Origin of the sequence: Nocardia sp. NPDC059228, from assembly GCF_042754245.1 — a bacterium.
GTDB lineage: Bacteria > Actinomycetota > Actinomycetes > Mycobacteriales > Mycobacteriaceae > Nocardia.
This window is the reverse complement of sequence record NZ_JBHZAL010000001.1, coordinates 747,288-762,401: the sequence shown is the minus strand read 5'-3', so window position 1 is coordinate 762,401 and position 15,114 is coordinate 747,288. Positions and strand designations below refer to the sequence as shown.

Annotated in this window: 16 protein-coding genes; 6 read left to right on the top strand and 10 right to left on the bottom strand. The window is 68.5% G+C overall.

What is annotated here, in order from left to right; translation table 11 throughout:
* Positions 1–75: 75 nt before the first annotated feature.
* The 5 genes from ACFXKA_RS03265 to ACFXKA_RS03245 are packed head-to-tail and all read right to left on the bottom strand — an operon-like array spanning position 76 to position 5,919.
* Positions 76–2,829 (bottom strand): AAA family ATPase, encoded by a 2,754-nt coding sequence (locus ACFXKA_RS03265; protein ID WP_379425715.1) that lies wholly within the window; start codon positions 2,827–2,829, stop codon positions 76–78.
* A gap of 42 nt (positions 2,830–2,871) precedes the next feature.
* Positions 2,872–3,750, bottom strand: a complete 879-nt coding sequence (locus tag ACFXKA_RS03260; protein WP_379425713.1) for an alpha/beta fold hydrolase — start codon at positions 3,748–3,750, stop codon at positions 2,872–2,874.
* A 17-nt stretch (positions 3,751–3,767) separates the two neighbouring features.
* Positions 3,768–4,778 carry a zinc-dependent alcohol dehydrogenase family protein gene (locus ACFXKA_RS03255; protein ID WP_379425711.1) on the bottom strand — a complete coding sequence of 337 codons (1,011 nt, stop codon included), beginning with the start codon at positions 4,776–4,778 and terminating at the stop codon, positions 3,768–3,770.
* Positions 4,775–5,227, bottom strand: coding sequence for a hypothetical protein (locus ACFXKA_RS03250; RefSeq protein WP_379425709.1), 453 nt, complete (start codon positions 5,225–5,227; stop codon positions 4,775–4,777). The genes ACFXKA_RS03255 and ACFXKA_RS03250 overlap by 4 nt, the downstream gene beginning before the upstream one ends.
* A 47-nt stretch (positions 5,228–5,274) precedes the next feature.
* Complete coding sequence (locus ACFXKA_RS03245; protein WP_379425708.1) at positions 5,275–5,919, bottom strand: VOC family protein; 645 nt, start codon at positions 5,917–5,919, stop codon at positions 5,275–5,277.
* Between the two features lie 456 nt (positions 5,920–6,375).
* On the opposite strand from ACFXKA_RS03245, the gene ACFXKA_RS03240 reads away from it, so the two are divergent.
* Positions 6,376–6,789, top strand: a complete 414-nt coding sequence (locus ACFXKA_RS03240) for a nitroreductase family deazaflavin-dependent oxidoreductase (RefSeq protein ID WP_354830291.1) — start codon at positions 6,376–6,378, stop codon at positions 6,787–6,789.
* A gap of 121 nt (positions 6,790–6,910) precedes the next feature.
* The gene (locus ACFXKA_RS03235) at positions 6,911–7,294 is read left to right on the top strand and encodes a VOC family protein (RefSeq protein WP_379425706.1); all 384 of its coding nucleotides are present in this window, start codon (positions 6,911–6,913) and stop codon (positions 7,292–7,294) included.
* A gap of 60 nt (positions 7,295–7,354) precedes the next feature.
* Here the strand turns inward: ACFXKA_RS03235 and ACFXKA_RS03230 are convergent, their stop codons facing one another.
* The 5 genes from ACFXKA_RS03230 to ACFXKA_RS03210 are packed head-to-tail and all read right to left on the bottom strand — an operon-like array spanning position 7,355 to position 10,855.
* Complete coding sequence (locus tag ACFXKA_RS03230; protein ID WP_379425705.1) at positions 7,355–7,537, bottom strand: DUF397 domain-containing protein; 183 nt, start codon at positions 7,535–7,537, stop codon at positions 7,355–7,357.
* A 19-nt stretch (positions 7,538–7,556) separates the two neighbouring features.
* The gene (locus ACFXKA_RS03225; protein ID WP_379425703.1) at positions 7,557–8,300 is read right to left on the bottom strand and encodes an SDR family oxidoreductase; all 744 of its coding nucleotides are present in this window, start codon (positions 8,298–8,300) and stop codon (positions 7,557–7,559) included.
* A gap of 17 nt (positions 8,301–8,317) precedes the next feature.
* Complete coding sequence (locus ACFXKA_RS03220) at positions 8,318–8,728, bottom strand: DUF3224 domain-containing protein (protein WP_354830296.1); 411 nt, start codon at positions 8,726–8,728, stop codon at positions 8,318–8,320.
* A 30-nt stretch (positions 8,729–8,758) separates the two neighbouring features.
* A complete protein-coding gene (locus tag ACFXKA_RS03215; protein WP_379425701.1) occupies positions 8,759–10,252 on the bottom strand; it encodes a UbiD family decarboxylase in 1,494 nt (497 codons plus the stop codon).
* Between the two features lie 21 nt (positions 10,253–10,273).
* Positions 10,274–10,855 (bottom strand): UbiX family flavin prenyltransferase, encoded by a 582-nt coding sequence (locus ACFXKA_RS03210; RefSeq protein WP_379425699.1) that lies wholly within the window; start codon positions 10,853–10,855, stop codon positions 10,274–10,276.
* 168 nt (positions 10,856–11,023) lie between these two features.
* Between ACFXKA_RS03210 and ACFXKA_RS03205 the strand changes: the two genes are divergently transcribed.
* From ACFXKA_RS03205 to ACFXKA_RS03190, 4 genes are all read left to right on the top strand, one after another.
* Entirely contained in the window at positions 11,024–12,031 is a 1,008-nt protein-coding gene (locus ACFXKA_RS03205; protein ID WP_379425698.1) for an AraC family transcriptional regulator ligand-binding domain-containing protein, read from the top strand.
* 185 nt (positions 12,032–12,216) lie between these two features.
* Positions 12,217–12,810 (top strand): MspA family porin, encoded by a 594-nt coding sequence (locus tag ACFXKA_RS03200; RefSeq protein WP_379425696.1) that lies wholly within the window; start codon positions 12,217–12,219, stop codon positions 12,808–12,810.
* A gap of 116 nt (positions 12,811–12,926) precedes the next feature.
* A complete protein-coding gene (locus ACFXKA_RS03195) occupies positions 12,927–14,804 on the top strand; it encodes a PspC domain-containing protein (protein WP_379425694.1) in 1,878 nt (625 codons plus the stop codon).
* Positions 14,797–15,003, top strand: coding sequence for a hypothetical protein (locus ACFXKA_RS03190; protein WP_354830305.1), 207 nt, complete (start codon positions 14,797–14,799; stop codon positions 15,001–15,003). Before ACFXKA_RS03195 ends, ACFXKA_RS03190 begins: the two co-directional genes overlap by 8 nt.
* Positions 15,004–15,114 lie beyond the last annotated feature (111 nt).

Below are 15,114 nucleotides of genomic sequence, written 5' to 3'. Positions count from 1 at the left end.
GCCCGTGTTGCCCCCGGTGAACACCCGGGTTCTCGCAATGCCGCGATGATCCCGCGGCGGGCATGTGCGTCGGGATCAGGTGGCGCGCGCGACCTCGCGGTCCGGGAGCGCGTCACGCAACTCGCGCCGAGAGCTGATCCCGAGCTTGCCGAAGACCTTGCGCAAGTGCCATTCCACGGTGCGGGCACTGATGTACAGCTCGCTGCCGATTTCCTGGTTGGTGCGGCCGTCGCGCGCCATGCGGGCGATCTGGCCTTCCTGCGGAGTCAGGTCGTTGAGTGTGTCGGAGGTACGTTTGCGGACCTTCTCCCCGGTGGCGAGCAGTTCGTGCCGGGTGCGTTCGGCGAATCCGTCGGCCCCCATCGCGGCGAATTCCTCGAAGGCCGCCTTCAGGTGGATGCGTGCGTGGCTACGCCGGCGTTCCCGGCGCAACCACTCGCCGAACAGCAGTCGCGACCGTGCGAGCTCGAACCGCAGGCGCGTGCGGCCGAGATGCTCGACCGCCTCGGTGTAGGAACGTTCAGCCGCGTCGCCGACACTGATCAGGGCTCGCGAGCGCGCCAGAAGCCCTGCCGCCCAGTCTGATTCGGGAACCGCCGCATAGGCGGTCAACCTGTCCAGCGCACTCATGGCGGCTTCGGTGGCCCCGCTACGAACGGCAGCCTCCACCAGATCCGGCAGCGCCTGCGCTGTGAAGGGGCCGAGGTTACCTTCGGCCGCCCGGACCGCGGCGTCGAACGCCAGGTCGTAGTGGCCGAGGCCGAGGTGGAGCAGGGCGGTCGCGCGATCGGCGATCTGCAGACCGAGCCCTTCGCCGCGAGCCGTCGCCTCCGCTGCGACGGTCGCGATCAGCGGTGCAGCCTGGGCGGCGTTTCCCTGGTAGGCCAGCAGGAACAGGTCGCCGTACGACGCTCTCTGCGTTCCGGTCACCTCTTTGACCCGTTGCTCCTCGAGACCGAGGTCGCGCGCGTGCTCGACGTCTCCGCGCCACAGCACGACCACGCGATGGGCGTTGAGCGCGTTGGCCAGCGGCGCCAGCGCTCCGGCTTCGCGCGCCAGCGCCACGTGCCGGGTGCTGGCCGCATCCCATGCCTCGAAGTCCCACAGTGACAGCGCCGCGTTCGCCACCAGCACGCCGCGACGCAGGAAGACGTCCAGGGGGACGTTGGTGTCGAGGAAGGACGTCACCGCCTGCCGGAGCGCGGGTGCCGCGGCGGCCGTTCCGTCCGTGACCAGGGTGGCCAGTCCCGAGCCCAGCGAGTCGATCGGGCTCGCAGAACTCGACGACGGCGCCGAGCAGGCGGCTCGCGAGACCAGCATCAGGTCACCGTCCGGATGCGCCAGGCTCCCTGCGACGAGTGCGGCGCCCCAGGCGTCCAGGTACGTGTCGCGGGCCAAGCTCGGGTCGAGGGACTCGAGCCGGCGAGCCGCCCGTACCAGCGCGACCGGAGCGTCGCTGCCCGATCTCGCCGCGCGTCCGGTGAGCCCGCGCACGAGGTCCGCGCGGGCGCGTTGCAGGTCGTCGACCGCATGTGCCTCGGCTTCGGCGACAAGTCCGAGGGCCGTGTCGTAGCGGCCCGCGTCGAGGTGTGCCTGGGCGGCCTCCAGCGTGCGTTCGGTGCGTTGTCGCGCATCGGCTGTGAGCGCCGCGGCCCGCTGCAGGAACGAGGCAGCCGCGGCGACTCCGCCTCGCGCCCTGGCACATTCGGCGGCGTCGTACAGCGCGGCCGCGACGTCCTCGTCGGGTCCGGTGGTCGCGGCGGCGAGGTGCCAGACCCGGCGTTCGGGCTCGGCCTCGGCATCTAGCGCATCTGCCAGCGCGGCGTTAACCGCGCGACGTTGCTCCGGCGTGCCGGCGCTGTAGGCGGCGCTGCGTATCAGCGGGTGGCTGAACCGCACTTGTTCCCCGACCTCGAAAAGCTGCGCCTCCTCCGCGGGCGCTGCGGCAGCCGGCCCCAGGCCCAGCGACTGGGCGGCTCGCCACAGCACGGTGGCGTCTCCGGTGGGTTCCGCGGCAGCGAGCAGCAGCAGCCAGCGGGTCGGGTCGGGCAGCTCCCGAATGCGCCGCACGTAGTGGTCGTGGAGGTTGCCGGCCCAGATCGCAGGGAATGCGAATCCGCCCATCAGCTCGGCCTTCCCGCGCTGTGCCAGTTCCAGCAGTGCTAGCGGGTTCCCGTGTGTCTCGGCGACGATCCGGTCGCGGACCCTGCGGTCGAGCTGTCCAGGGAGGATCGCCGTCAGAAGTGCGACCGCCTCGTCATGGTCGAGGCCGGACACGGCGAGTGCTGGGATGCCCGCAAGCAGTTGCTCGCCTGCGGGCTCGCGGACCGCGAACACCATGAGCACCGACTCCGCTGCCAGCCGCCTGGCCACGAAGCCGAGGACCTGGACCGATGCGTCGTCGAGCCATTGGGCGTCGTCGAGCAGACACACGACCGGCTGGTTGGTCGCCGCTTCCGAGAGCAGTCCGAGGACCGCCAGTCCGACGACGAACTTGTCGGGCGCATCTCCCGCCACATATCCGAAAACCACTCGGAGAGCGTGGGACTGGGGATCGGGCAGTGCGGGAATCAGGTCGAGCATCGGCAAGCAGAGTTGGTGCAGGGCCGCGAACGGCAGCTCGAGCTCCGACTCGACGCCGGTCACCTGGACGACGCGGCAACCGGTCGCCTGATCGGAGAGGTACTCGAGCAGTGTCGTCTTGCCGATTCCGGCTTCGCCTCGCAGCACCAGCGCCCCGCTCTCACCGGCGCGAGCACGGCGCAGAGCGTCGTCGAGGCGGTGGCGTTCCTCCATGCGACCGCGAAAGGCGGTGGTCCGTGGGGCCATTCCGCCACATTAGCCACCACCGCCGCGTTCGACCGCGCGCTTCTATTCGGCCGGTCCGGCGAGGAACTCGTCGACCAGCGTCGCGAACTGGCGGGGGTACTGGAAGAGGAACCCGTGGGCCGCGTCGCTGAAGATGCGCAACCGCGCGTTCGGCAGGTGGTCGACGAGCAGCTGCGAGTTCACGGTGCGGATCATCAGATCGTTGTCGCCGGTGGCCACGAGCGTCGGCTGGGTGATTCCGGCGAGGCGGGCCAGGCGGCTCGGGTCCGGGATTCCCCACTCGACGATCGCGTCGTACTGGGCTCGCGCGACTTCGGGTCCGGTCTGCCGGTCGGCGTTCTCGGTGCGGCTGAAAATGCGCTGCACATAATCGATTCCGAGTGCGCGGCTGGTCTCGGTGACCCCGAAGAAGATGTGCAGCAGATCCTCGAGGCCGTTGTCCGCCTGGTTCGCGGTGCGCTCGATGTCGAAGGTCCAGCCGTGCATCTGGCGACCGCCCCGGGGCCCGGTGCCGGCCAGTACGAGCCGGCGTACGACACGCGGGCGCAGGAGTGCGATCTCCTGGGCGACCATGCCGCCGAGCGAGAACCCGAGCAGGTCGACTTCGCCGAGGTCGAGTGCGTCCAGGAACGCGATCGCGTCGCGCGCCATCTCGGTCACCGTCACCGGGACCGTGCCGGTGGACAGGCCGACCCCGGTGTTGTCGAGCAGGACGACCTCGCGGTGCTCGGCGAGGCCGTCCACCAGGATCGGGTCCCAGTTGTCGAGGTTGCCCCGGAAGTGCTGCAGGAACACCAGCGGCGGCCGGTCGGCCGCGGCGGTGCCGAAACGGCGGTAGGCGTAGGTGACGCCGTTCGCGGCGTCGATGGTCTGGATCCGGGCGGTCATCTGCGACTGCCCGGCGATCTGGGTGGTGGTCATCTGCCTCTTCCTCTGCTTCAGGCCCGGGCTGCGGGGACGATGAGGACCTTGCCGTTGCGCTCGGTCTGCTGGGCGTGCTGGATTGCCTTGGCGAACTCGTCGAGCGGGTAGGTCGCGGTGACCTCCGCGCCGATCACTCCTTCGGCCACCAAGCCGGCGAGCTCGGCGTACATCCGCTGGACCTTCTCGCGCGGCGCATTCTGCAGCCAGCCGACGATGTAGACCGACCGCAACGCGATTCCCCGGTAGATCAGATCCCCGAGCGGGATCGCGGGTGTCCGGCCCGTCGCCGACGCGAACGCCACGACAGTTCCCCCGTCCGCCACCGCCGTCACCAATCGCGCCACCTGGTCCGGGTCACCGGTGCCCTCGAAGAGCACCCGAAGGCGTGCTCCCGCGAGCGCCTCGTCCATCCGGACGGCGAGATCCTCGCCGTCGACCAGAACGATGTCGGCCCCCAGCGCCTTCACCTCGTCGACGACCGCGTCACGGCGGACGACTGCCAGGGTGTTGAGACCGGCCCGCTTCGCCAGCGGGATGAGGTAGTGGGCGACGGCCGAGTTGGCCAAGTCCAGACCAACCCAGTCGCCGGGCCGCAGATCGACGTACTCGTGCAGCAGCACGTGGGCCGTGGCCGGGTTGACGGCGAGCATCGCGAGTTGCTGCGGGTCCACGTCTTCGGGGACCGGCACCACGTTTGTTGCCGGCACGACCGTCTTGGTGGCCCACGTGCCGAACCGGAATGTCGGGATCATGATCACGCGCCGCCCGATCAGGGCCGGGTCCACGCCCGGCCCGGCCTCGACGACACGGCCCACGCCTTCCGCGCCCATCGCCGCGGGCACGTCGGGGTAGACCCCGAACCAGCCCATGGCGAACAGCGCGTCGGCTCCGTTGACGGGCGCGGCTTCGACCTCGACCACGACCTCGCCGGCACCTGCCGTGACGTTCTCCTCCGACACGAGGGCGATGTTGTTCTCGAGATCCGTGCCCACCGCGGTCACGATCACCTTGTCGACGTCGGTCATGACCGCACTTCCTTGCGAGCCTCGATCGCGGACACCGAGTTGCGGAACGCCTTGGTCAGCACGCTCCTGCCGACGGTGGCGAGCACCGCTGCGAGGAACCACCCGCGAAGGTTCTTGCCCTCGCGCACCACGACGTAGTCGATATCGGTGGTGCCGTTGGCACGCTGAGTCAGGTCGTAAGTGTGTCCGGAGGCGCGGCCCCACGCGTTGGACGCGGTGGTGGTCAGCACCACGTGCTGCGGATTGCTCCAGTCGTACCAGAGCCGCTCCCAGACTCCGCCGGATCCTTCGGTGACGTCCGCGTGATGATCGTCCCGGGCGTGTACCTCGAGGTACGCGCCATCGCTGTTGCCGAACAGCTTCGAACGATCCGGACCGAAGTCGGTGAGGGCCGCCACGAATTCCTCGGGCGTCACGCGCGTGTTCGCGTGCATGCGGATGGTGGTCATCGCTTTCTTCTCCTCGCTGGATATCTCGGGTGATGGTTTGTGGTCTGCTACTCGGGCAGCTGCTCGCCGTGGTGCTCGGCGACCATGTAGGCCGCGTACCACTCGGGCCAGGCGGTGTCGTACTCGCCGCCGTTGCGGGCCTCGTGCTCGCCGTGGGCGGCAGCCGCGCGCTTCAGTGCCTCGACCAGGTCGCTGGTGGTGGCGTACGACGTCTCGGTGGCCTCGACGCGGCCCCGGATGCGGGTGGTGACCTCTTGAAGCAGGAAGGCATTGCCGTCCGGGTCCGTAAAGGTCGCGAACGACCCGTAACTCGCCCGTTCGTCCGCCGCTCCCGCCACGCGGCCGTCCCCCGACATGGGCTGGAACTGCGCTCCAGGCGCACCGGGGTGGAAGACCTCGCTGATCTCCGCGCCCTGGGCCGCCAGCGCGTCGCGTGCCTGTTGAACGTCGGAGACCACCAGGTACAGGCCTTGCGCCGTGCCGGGCTCCGCAGTCGTGATGTTGGTGCCGAACTGGATCGACGTCGGCGAGCCCGGTGGGGTGAACTGCACGACCCGGAAGCCATTGTCGAATTCGAAGTCGGCGTCCAGGCGCCAGCCCAGACCGTCGTAGAACTTCTTCGACCGGTCCACGTCGACGACCGGGATGACTACCGCCTCGAGCTTCAGTGCGGGAACCCCTGTGGTGTTCATTGCCCTGCACTCCTTGTTCTGTTGCCAGCGGTTGCTTACAAGTCCAAGAGTGCGATCGGACCGGCTTCGTCGAACCAGTGCCGAACCCTGGTCGACACCCGGGCACAGCCCCTTGGTTCCGGACTAGAGCCGGTCGCGTAGGTACAGGGTCTGCACCATGGCGCCCAGCAGTCGAAGAGGTTTCATCTTCGACTGCTGGGGGCTGGGAGTTGCCGATCGAGGGGTATGGCGTCGGCGGCGTCCGGGACGGTGGCGATGGGAGAGCCGCTCACCACGGCCCCGGCCGGTGGTAGGCAAGGCGATCGAGTCCCGAAGTCCCGCAGGGGTTCTGAACCTCTGTACCGTCGCAGACTCTGGTTTGTCCGCTTGTCCGCCCCTGCCCCGCCCACTGACGCAGCGGAATTTCTCCCCGGCCCGCTCGGTTGGCAGCAGCAGATCTGGAACAGGACAGGGGTTATGAACGCATTCAACGAATCCGTGATCGAGGAGTTTCGGGCCAACGGCGGGAAGGTCGGCGGGACGTTCGAGGGGCGCACCAACATGGTGCTGATCACCACGACCGGGGCGAAATCCGGCCGGGCGATCACCAATCCGCTCGTCTACGTCCCCGACGGTGAGCGCATCGTTCTCATCGCGTCGAACGGCGGCGGGGACAAGCATCCCGCCTGGTACCACAACCTGCGTGCCAATCCCCTGCTCACGGTCGAGGTCGGCGACGAAACGTACACGGGCAAGGCGGAATTCGTCACCGGGCCGGAGGCGGACGAGCTCTATGACCGCATGGTCGAGCTCATGCCGGTGTTCGCGGAATACCGGGTCAAGACGACCCGCAAGATTCCCGTGATCGCCGTGTACCGCGAAACCGCGTGAAATCCCAGACCGCCGTTCCCACCCGAATTCCGCCGGTGTGATCCATGCCACTGCCTGTCACATACTGCCGACGCGGCCGGTCGAGAGAGTGAACCCGAACAACGGCAGGAAAGAGAAGGCAATGGCTCTGCAGGTCACCACCATCATGCTGGCAGTGGACGACATGGAACGTTCCAAGAAGTTCTACGTCGCGCTCGGCGCGAAGCTCGGCCAGGATTTCCCGAACTTCGCCTCGTTCGAACTCGACGGCGGCTCCGCCCTCGGCGTCTACCCGGTGGCCCACGCCGCCGGCGACGCCGGAGTCTCCCCGGAGGGCACCGGCTTCCGCGGCGTCTCCTTCCACCACATCGTCGACACCACCGAAGAAGTCGACGCCGTGATCGACAGCGCCATCTCCTCCGGCGGCGCAATCGTCAAGCCCGCCAGTGCCGCCCAATGGGGTGGCTACTTCGGCTACATCGCCGACCCCGACGGCCACCTCTGGAAGATCGCCACCTCCGCATGACCGCGAACTCGACGGTCAACGGCCCGAAGTTGAACGGGCCGTTGACCTTTCGAATGCCGGTCAGCTCCTCGGACAGCCGAACCCGCCGCCGCGCAAGCCGCGAGTGAACACATCCCATTCGCCAGGCGCGAATACCAGCGCCGGGCCATCGGCGTTCTTCGAATCACGAACGCGGACCTTCCCCCCATCCAGGAACGCGACCTCGACACACTCCCCGCCGGCCTGGCGGTAGCTGCGACTCACCTGAATGCAGCCGCAGTACTCAGACGGTGCCGCCGTTGACGCGGATGTTCTGGGCGGTTACCCAGCCGCCCGCGTCGGAGGCGAGAAACGCGACCACGGCGGCGATTTCGTCGGGCCGGCCGAGCCTGCCGAAGGCGCTCAACGCTTCCAGGCCGGCGAGGAACTGTTCGCTCTTGCCGATCCGGTAGGTCTCGGTCTCCGTGGCGCCGGGGCTGACGGTATTGATGCTGATGCCGCGTTTGCCGAAATCCTTCGACAGGATGTGGGTGAACTGTTCGACCGCGCCCTTGGTGGCGTCGTAGACCGCGTAGCCGGGCAACATCAATCCGGTCGTCGAACTCGAGATCGTGATGATGCGTCCGCCGTCGGCCAGGTGATCCCAGGCCAGCTGCAGACCGTGGAACACGCCCTTGACGTTCACCGCGAAACTGCGATCGAACTCTTCGGAGGTGACCTGGTCGAACGGCTTGGTGATGGCCACCGCCGCATTGTTCACCAGGATGTCCCAGCGACCGAACGCGGAGAGCAACTGCTCCACCATCGCCCGGTACTCGTCCGGATTCGTCACATCCGCCGCGATCTCGATCGCGCTGCCGCCGGCCGATTCGATCCCGGCGACAGCGGCTTTGGCGAGATCGGGGGTGTGCGGGTGATTGATCACCACCTGCGCGCCCGCGGCCGCCAGGGCGCGGGCGATGGCCGTGCCGATACCGGTGGCCGCCCCGGTCACCAGGGCCGTTCTGCCGGCCAGTGATTCAGACATGCGGTGTCCCTTGCCTTCTATTCGAACCAGTAGTCGAGCCAGATCTCGGCGTTCTCACCGAGGTTGGCCTTGAAGCCGCCGGTGCCCCGCAAGCCGGCCAGCTTGCCGGTGCCCGACTCGGGTACCACGAACCACTCGCCGCTGACGACGTTGTCGGCGACGCTGCCCTGGTCCTGCAGCAGGAAGGTGCCTGCCCGGCCGGCGATGGTGCCGGTGACCCGTTCGATGCCGACGAAGCTGGCGGTGCCGTCCGCATTGGCGGACTGCAGGAACTCCACCACGCCCTCACCGGAGATGTCGCCGCTGAAGCTCTCCTCGACGTGGATCCTGGTCAGCACCGGGCCCTCGGCCGGCTCCTCGTAGGCCGCCGGCTCGTACTTGTGGACGGTGATCCGGCCGGTGGCGTGGGTGGTTTCGGGATTGCTCATCAATTTCTCCTTCATTTCTCGGAATACGGATCAGCGGTATCCGTACTTCTGCCAGTTCGACAGCACGCGCTGCTGAATCTCTGCGGGCCAACCGTTTTCGAAGCTGCCCTTCACCGGGCGCTTGCCCTCCGGGTAGAGGTCGGCGAGCAGGCAGTTGTAGACCACCTTGCCCGCCATGAAGGTGTGCTTCTCCTCGTCGTCGAGGTACACCGGCAGGTCGTCGCTGAGCTTGTGCGGGAAATGGAATTCACCGCGCTCCACGTCGGGGTGCGACCGGGTCGCGAACGCCCACACCACCTCGTCGAGGCTGGTGATGTCGACATCGTCCTCGACCAGCAGGATCTTGGGCGCGTTGACCGATGCCTTACCGGTGAACGCCACATCGGCGACCCGCTGTACCAATTCGGCCGAGGAGATCCCGAGAGTCCGGTGCCAGTCCCGGCGCACCGACAGGGTCAGCCAGTGCATGGCGGCCTCGGGGGTGTGCCAGGCCGAGGAGATCGGCAACAGGGCCTGACGCAGTTGGTAGAGCAGTTCCGCGCCGTGCATGGTGGCGGTGCAGGTGTGGTCTTCCTCGACCGGCGGGCCCGCGGCGACCACCGGCAGGATGGCACCGTCGCGATAGGTGATCGCGGTGACATCGAAACGCGCCTTCGGAGAGGCGACAGTGGCGTTGTAGCCCGGGAATTCGTTGAACGGGCCCTCCATGACGGTTTCGTCGATCGACACGAAGCCTTCGATCACGATCTCCGCGGTCGCGGGCACCAGCAGGTCGACCGTCTCGGCCGGCACCACCTCGATGCCCTCACCGAAATAGCCGCCGATGAAGTCGCACTCGGATACGCCCTCCGGCAACGGCATTCCGCCGACGAACGGCAGTCCCGGCTCCACGCCCAGCGCCAGCACGATCGGCATCGGCTTGCCGATCTCGGCCCACTTCGAGCGGACGATGCCCAGATGCTGCACCGGAGCGATCAGACAGGCCAGGCTCTTGCGGTCGTGGATCATCATGCGGTTGACCGACCAGTTCGTCCACGACCCGTCCGGGGTGCGGGCGATATTGATGCCCCAGGTCTCGATGTAGCGACCGCCGTCGTTGCCGTGAATGCGCGGCGTCGGGAAGATCGTCAGGTCGACATCGTCACCGAGCAGGATGTTCTGCTTGCACGCAGCGCCCTCCCTGGGCACCTCCACCGGCGGAATACCCGGCTTGCTACGGGCCTCGACCAGCGCCTCCATCAGCTCCTGGCCCTTCGCCTCGGCGGGTAGCCCGAGCGCCATCGTGATGCGCGCCAACTGATGTTCGGCGCTGCTGAACGCACCGGGGGCGCCCAGCACCCGGAACCCGGTATCGCCGTACCCGGTGACGTTGGTGAAAAGCGGTGCGGGAGCGCGCAGATCGTAGGAGCGCCGGGTGACCGCACCGATTTCCAGATCCCAGTCGACCTCGTGATCGATGGTCTGCAGCTCGCCGATCCGCTCCAGCTCGGAGAGAAATTCGCGCAGGCTCTTCAGATGTTTCACGATGATCCCTTCGAGGAGGTGTCACTCGCCCCAGCGGGGCATATCCGGTAGATCGATGCCGAACAGATCCAGCGCCCGGCCGACGGTGTGGTCGACCAGTTCGTCGATGCTGTCCGGGCGCAGATAGAACGCGGGCACCGGCGGCATCACGATGCCGCCGGATTCGGTGACCGCGGTCATCGCGCGCAGATGGCCCAGTGTCAGTGGGGTTTCGCGCACCATCAGCACCAGTCGGCGCCGTTCCTTGAGTGTCACGTCCGCAGCGCGGGTGAGCAGGTTGTCACCGTTGCTGTAGGCGATGGCCGACAGCGTGCGAATCGAGCACGGCGCCACCAGCATCCCCGCTGTCCGGAACGAGCCCGATGCGATGGCCGCCCCGATGTCGGCGGGACGGTAGACCACGTCGGCCATGGCCGCGAGATCCTTTGCGCTGAACTCGGTTTCGTAGGCCCGGGTCTGCTGCCCGGCGGGTGTCACCACCAGATGGGTCTGCACCCCGGCCTTGCGCGCAAGTTCCAAGGCCCGGATGCCGTAGGCGATTCCGGTCGCTCCGCTGATTCCCACCACCAGCCGACGCGGTGTCCCGGTCGTTGTCTCTGACACCGCCTCAGCGTTGCCGACCAGGGGCGACTCGCAGAAGGACCGTTCATGTCAGGCAGGGAACCGAATGCGTCATCCTCGACCGGCCGCCGCGGGGAAGGCGATCCACCACCGATTTCGCCGAGAGCGTGACCCGGGCGTCGGATTCCGGTCAGCGCTTACGATGACCATGTGTTCGATTCGGTGCCCGCCTATAGCGCAGTATTGGCCCGATGCGTACTGAACACGGCGGGCGAAGGAGTCGACACACGCGTGCTGCTGCGTGACGCCGGCCTGCCGCAGTCGGTGCTGACCGCCGAGCACGGCATGGTGTCCAGCGGCGCCTACCTGCGGCTGTGGGAGAACGCCGAATTCCGCCAGGATGCACCGGAAGTCGGATTGCGGATCGCCACGACGTACCGGATCGGCCGATTCGGCATCTTCGACTACCTGTTCAGCACGGCCGCCACCGTCGCCGAAGGGCTCGCCGCGGTGCGGCGCAGCAGCGCGCTGATGGCCACCACCAATCACCACTACCGGTCGGCTCCGGACTCGAGCGACAGCGAGCACACCATGGTGCTGGAGATGATCGACGGCGAGGGGCGCGGCGCCGATCTGACCATCCAGGCCGCCTACGCCAGCACGCTGGCTCGCATCCGGCACGCCAGCGGGGTGTCGATCACGCCGGCCCGAATCACCTTGCGACAGAAGCCACCTCGGTCCATGGGACCTTTCGTCGACGCCTTCGGTACTGCGGCCATCGACTTCGGCGCCCCCTTCGACAGCGTGACGCTGCGGACCTGCGACCTGGCGTTGCCGCTGCGCACCGCCGATCCGGTACTCGCGGAAATCGTGCGTGGGCACGCGGAGTCGCTGTCGGCCCCCCTGCTCGACGAGCTCTCCTGGCCGGAGCAGGTGCAGCGGGCGCTGCGGGAGATGCTCGGCGGGGACGACGTCTCACTGAACGCCGTCGCGCGATGCCTGACCGTGAGCCCGCGAACCCTGCAACGCCATCTGGCCGAATCCGGCACAACCTGGCGACGCGAACTGGACCTCGCCCGGCAGACGGTGGCCCGGCAGGCCGCCGAGACCACCACCAAGTCGGCGCTGGCCCACCGTCTCGGGTATTCCGATGCGCGCGCACTGCGCCGCGCGGCTCGCCGCTGGGACTCGGGCGCGGAGGAGCAGCAGGCGAGCTGACAACCGGACTTCCCATCGCCGATCCCCACAGCCGACTCCCAGGAAACCCGCAGTGATCATGGAGATTCGCCGCTGATCATCGACAACGGCCCGCGCAGCGTGCCGCAGATTTGGGCAGGATCGCGGGGAGAACAATGCAGGGCGCACGGGTATTGACGGCTGTCGCGGCAGCCGCCGGATACGCAATGATCACAGCACACGCGAGCGCGGCCTACGCGCCGCACGAGAAAACCTATTCGACGACAAGCGGATTCGCGTTCACCGTCGGACAGCGGGGCCTGGACGCCAGGCCGATCGCACCCTTGAACGGCATGCCGACCAATCGAGAAGTGTTCCTGGACAGTACTTCCTACGGGACCGTGCCCGCCGGAGCCACCGGACATCTGAAGACCGGGTACTACGTCGCCTGCCAGGCGGACATCGACGCCAAGCTGCACATCGACCCGGAACTCGACCTCAACCCCGCTGTCACCGCCACTGCCGGGCTCGACACCTCGCTCGGCCCGCACGCCGGCGTTGACCTCAGCGTCGGACCCACGGTCACCGGCGGCGTCGGCGTCGACATCTCCATCGCCCCGGGCAAGATCGCCGACGTGGTCGCCGGGGAGAAGGACCTGCCGGGCAACGGCGGCACCGGGACACTGCTGATCCAGGACTTCCACCTCATGGTCGGCGACTGCGGCGGACCACTCACCATCCGGCCCTACACGCTCATCAGCGCCGACTCCGGACCCGACGGCGGCAGCGGCGCGGTGTACGGCGACCCCATCACCCTGTAGGGCCCGGGACCGCGCCCATCGCCGCCGGTAGGGCACGGCTCCGGGCCGAAGTTCAGGTACCCATTCAGGGTGATCCCCGATGCGCCCGAACAACGCCGAACAGCACGATGGAAGCCATGACGAGAACGAGCGACTGGTCCAAGAGCGCCGGGCGTACCGGCTTCTCCGATCAGCTTCACGATCTGTGGCAGACCCGGCCGATGCGCTTCCCGAAGGACGGACCGCTCGCGGGCGTGGCCGTCGGCTTCGGCCGCCGCTACCACGTGGACCCCGTCCTGGTGCGGGTGGCGTTCGTGGTGTCGGCGCTGTTCGGCGGCGCGGGCATCGTGCTCTACCTGCTCGGCTGGCTGCTGCTCCCGCAGGCGGGCGACCAGTCCTCGCCGGCGGAATCGCTGTTCGGCCGCGGCCAGTCCTCGCAGAACTCGTCCCGGACCATCGTGCTCATGGTGGCGTTGGGGATCGCCGTGAGCACGATGGGACCCGTCGGCGTCGGGCTCGGCGGGTCCGGCGTCATCAGCTTCGCGCTCATGCTGGCCGGCTGGTGGCTGCTCTACCAGCGCCAAACCCAGCCGCCCGCCACCTATTTCGACCAGACGGCCGCCGACAGCCTTCTCAATACCGGCTACCCCGGCACCACCAACCCGTACTGGACCGGCTACCCGGGCGCCAACGCCGTCACCTTCCAGACCTACGGCCCGTACACCACCCTGCCGGACCACTACGAGCCCGACCCGAACCAGCCACCCGTACCGGAATCCGCTGCCGCCCAGCCCATGTCGCAACCCGGCACGGAGCAGCAGCCCGCCCCGGGCGGCGATGCCGGCACAGCGGTGCTCCGCGCCAACCCGCCCGAGGCCGACACCGCCGTCCTGCACCCGGAATCGCCTGCCCCGCAAACTTTTCCGGACGTCGAGGTAACCGAGGTGCTCGATACGCGCTACGCCCCGGCATCCTCCGTGGCCGACACCGTGGTGATGCAGAAGTCCGGATCTCCCTCGGGCCCGGGCACTTCCGGAGAGCCGACCGACGCCGCCCGGACCGGGACCCCGGATCAGGGTGCGGCCGCCGGGAGCCGGGCGGCGGATTCCGGGCAGCCCGGCAGCGCAGCTCCGGCGGCACCGGTCGACATGAGCAAGCCCGGAGCCCCTGCCCCGTCTGCCCCGAACAGCCCCGCCGCACCGGCCGACGACGGGAATACCGGCGGAAGCGAGACGCCCGCCCGCCCCGAGATCGGCGAACCCCGTGTGCTGCACCAGATTCCGTCGGCCACCGATCGCCCCCGGGCCGGATTCGGGCCCGCGCCGATCTCCCCCGACTTCGGGCCCACCCCGCCCGGCTGGGATCCACTCGGCGTGGCCCCGCTGGCCTGGGAGCTCCCCGAGCCGGGCATGCCGCTGCAGCAGACCGCCGTGCAGGCACCGCCGCGCCGCCCGCGCTCCCGGCTGACCGCGGTCACCATCGGCCTCGCGATCCTGGCCGCCGCCGCAGCGGGTTCCGTGGCCGCCTCGGGCGTGGACTGGATGACTCCGGCCCGGATCGGGTCCGCGGCCCTCGCGGTGATCGCGCTCGGTCTGATCATCGGCGCGTTCCTGCGCCGCGGCCACGGCCTCATGGTGCTCCTCGCCCCGCTGGCCGGATTCGTCATCCTGGCCTCGCTGGTGGGTCCCATCGAATTCGATCAGGGCGCGATGGGCGACCACCGGTGGGCCGCCGCAACGGCTTCCGAGCTCCTGCCCGAGTACCACGTCAGCATGGGTTCGGGCACCCTCGACCTGAGCAGGCTGCAGCTGACCGAGGACCGCGACGTCGCGGTGAAGGTACGCATGGGCGATGCCCGCGTGGTGCTGCCACCCAACCTGCGCGTCAATACGACATGCACCGTCCGCATGGGCGATTCGAATTGCCTGAGCGGAATGTCCGGCCCGGCGACGGGTCCCGTCCTGAACCTGACCGTCGATGTGCAGATGGGAAATGCGGAGGTGAACCGTGGCTGAGAACCAGAACAAGAACCGTCGTCCCTCGTTCGGACTCCTGCTGGCCGGCCTGCTGGGCCTGGGCGTGAGCGTGTGGGCCTTCGTCGGCCCCCACTTCTGGCCCGTCTCCGGCGGACTGTCCCTGGGCTGGATCGTGGTGATCGCGGCCATTGTCGTCGGCATCGTCCTGGTTCTCACCCCGAGGAAGAACCGGGACTAGCGAGCCGGCCGCGCTGCCCCTTCCCCTCGCCGGGGTAGCGCACGTTCCTTCGAGGAACTGCCCTTCCGAGAAGGCCGAAGGCCCCGCACCCTTCCGGGTGCGGGGCCTTCG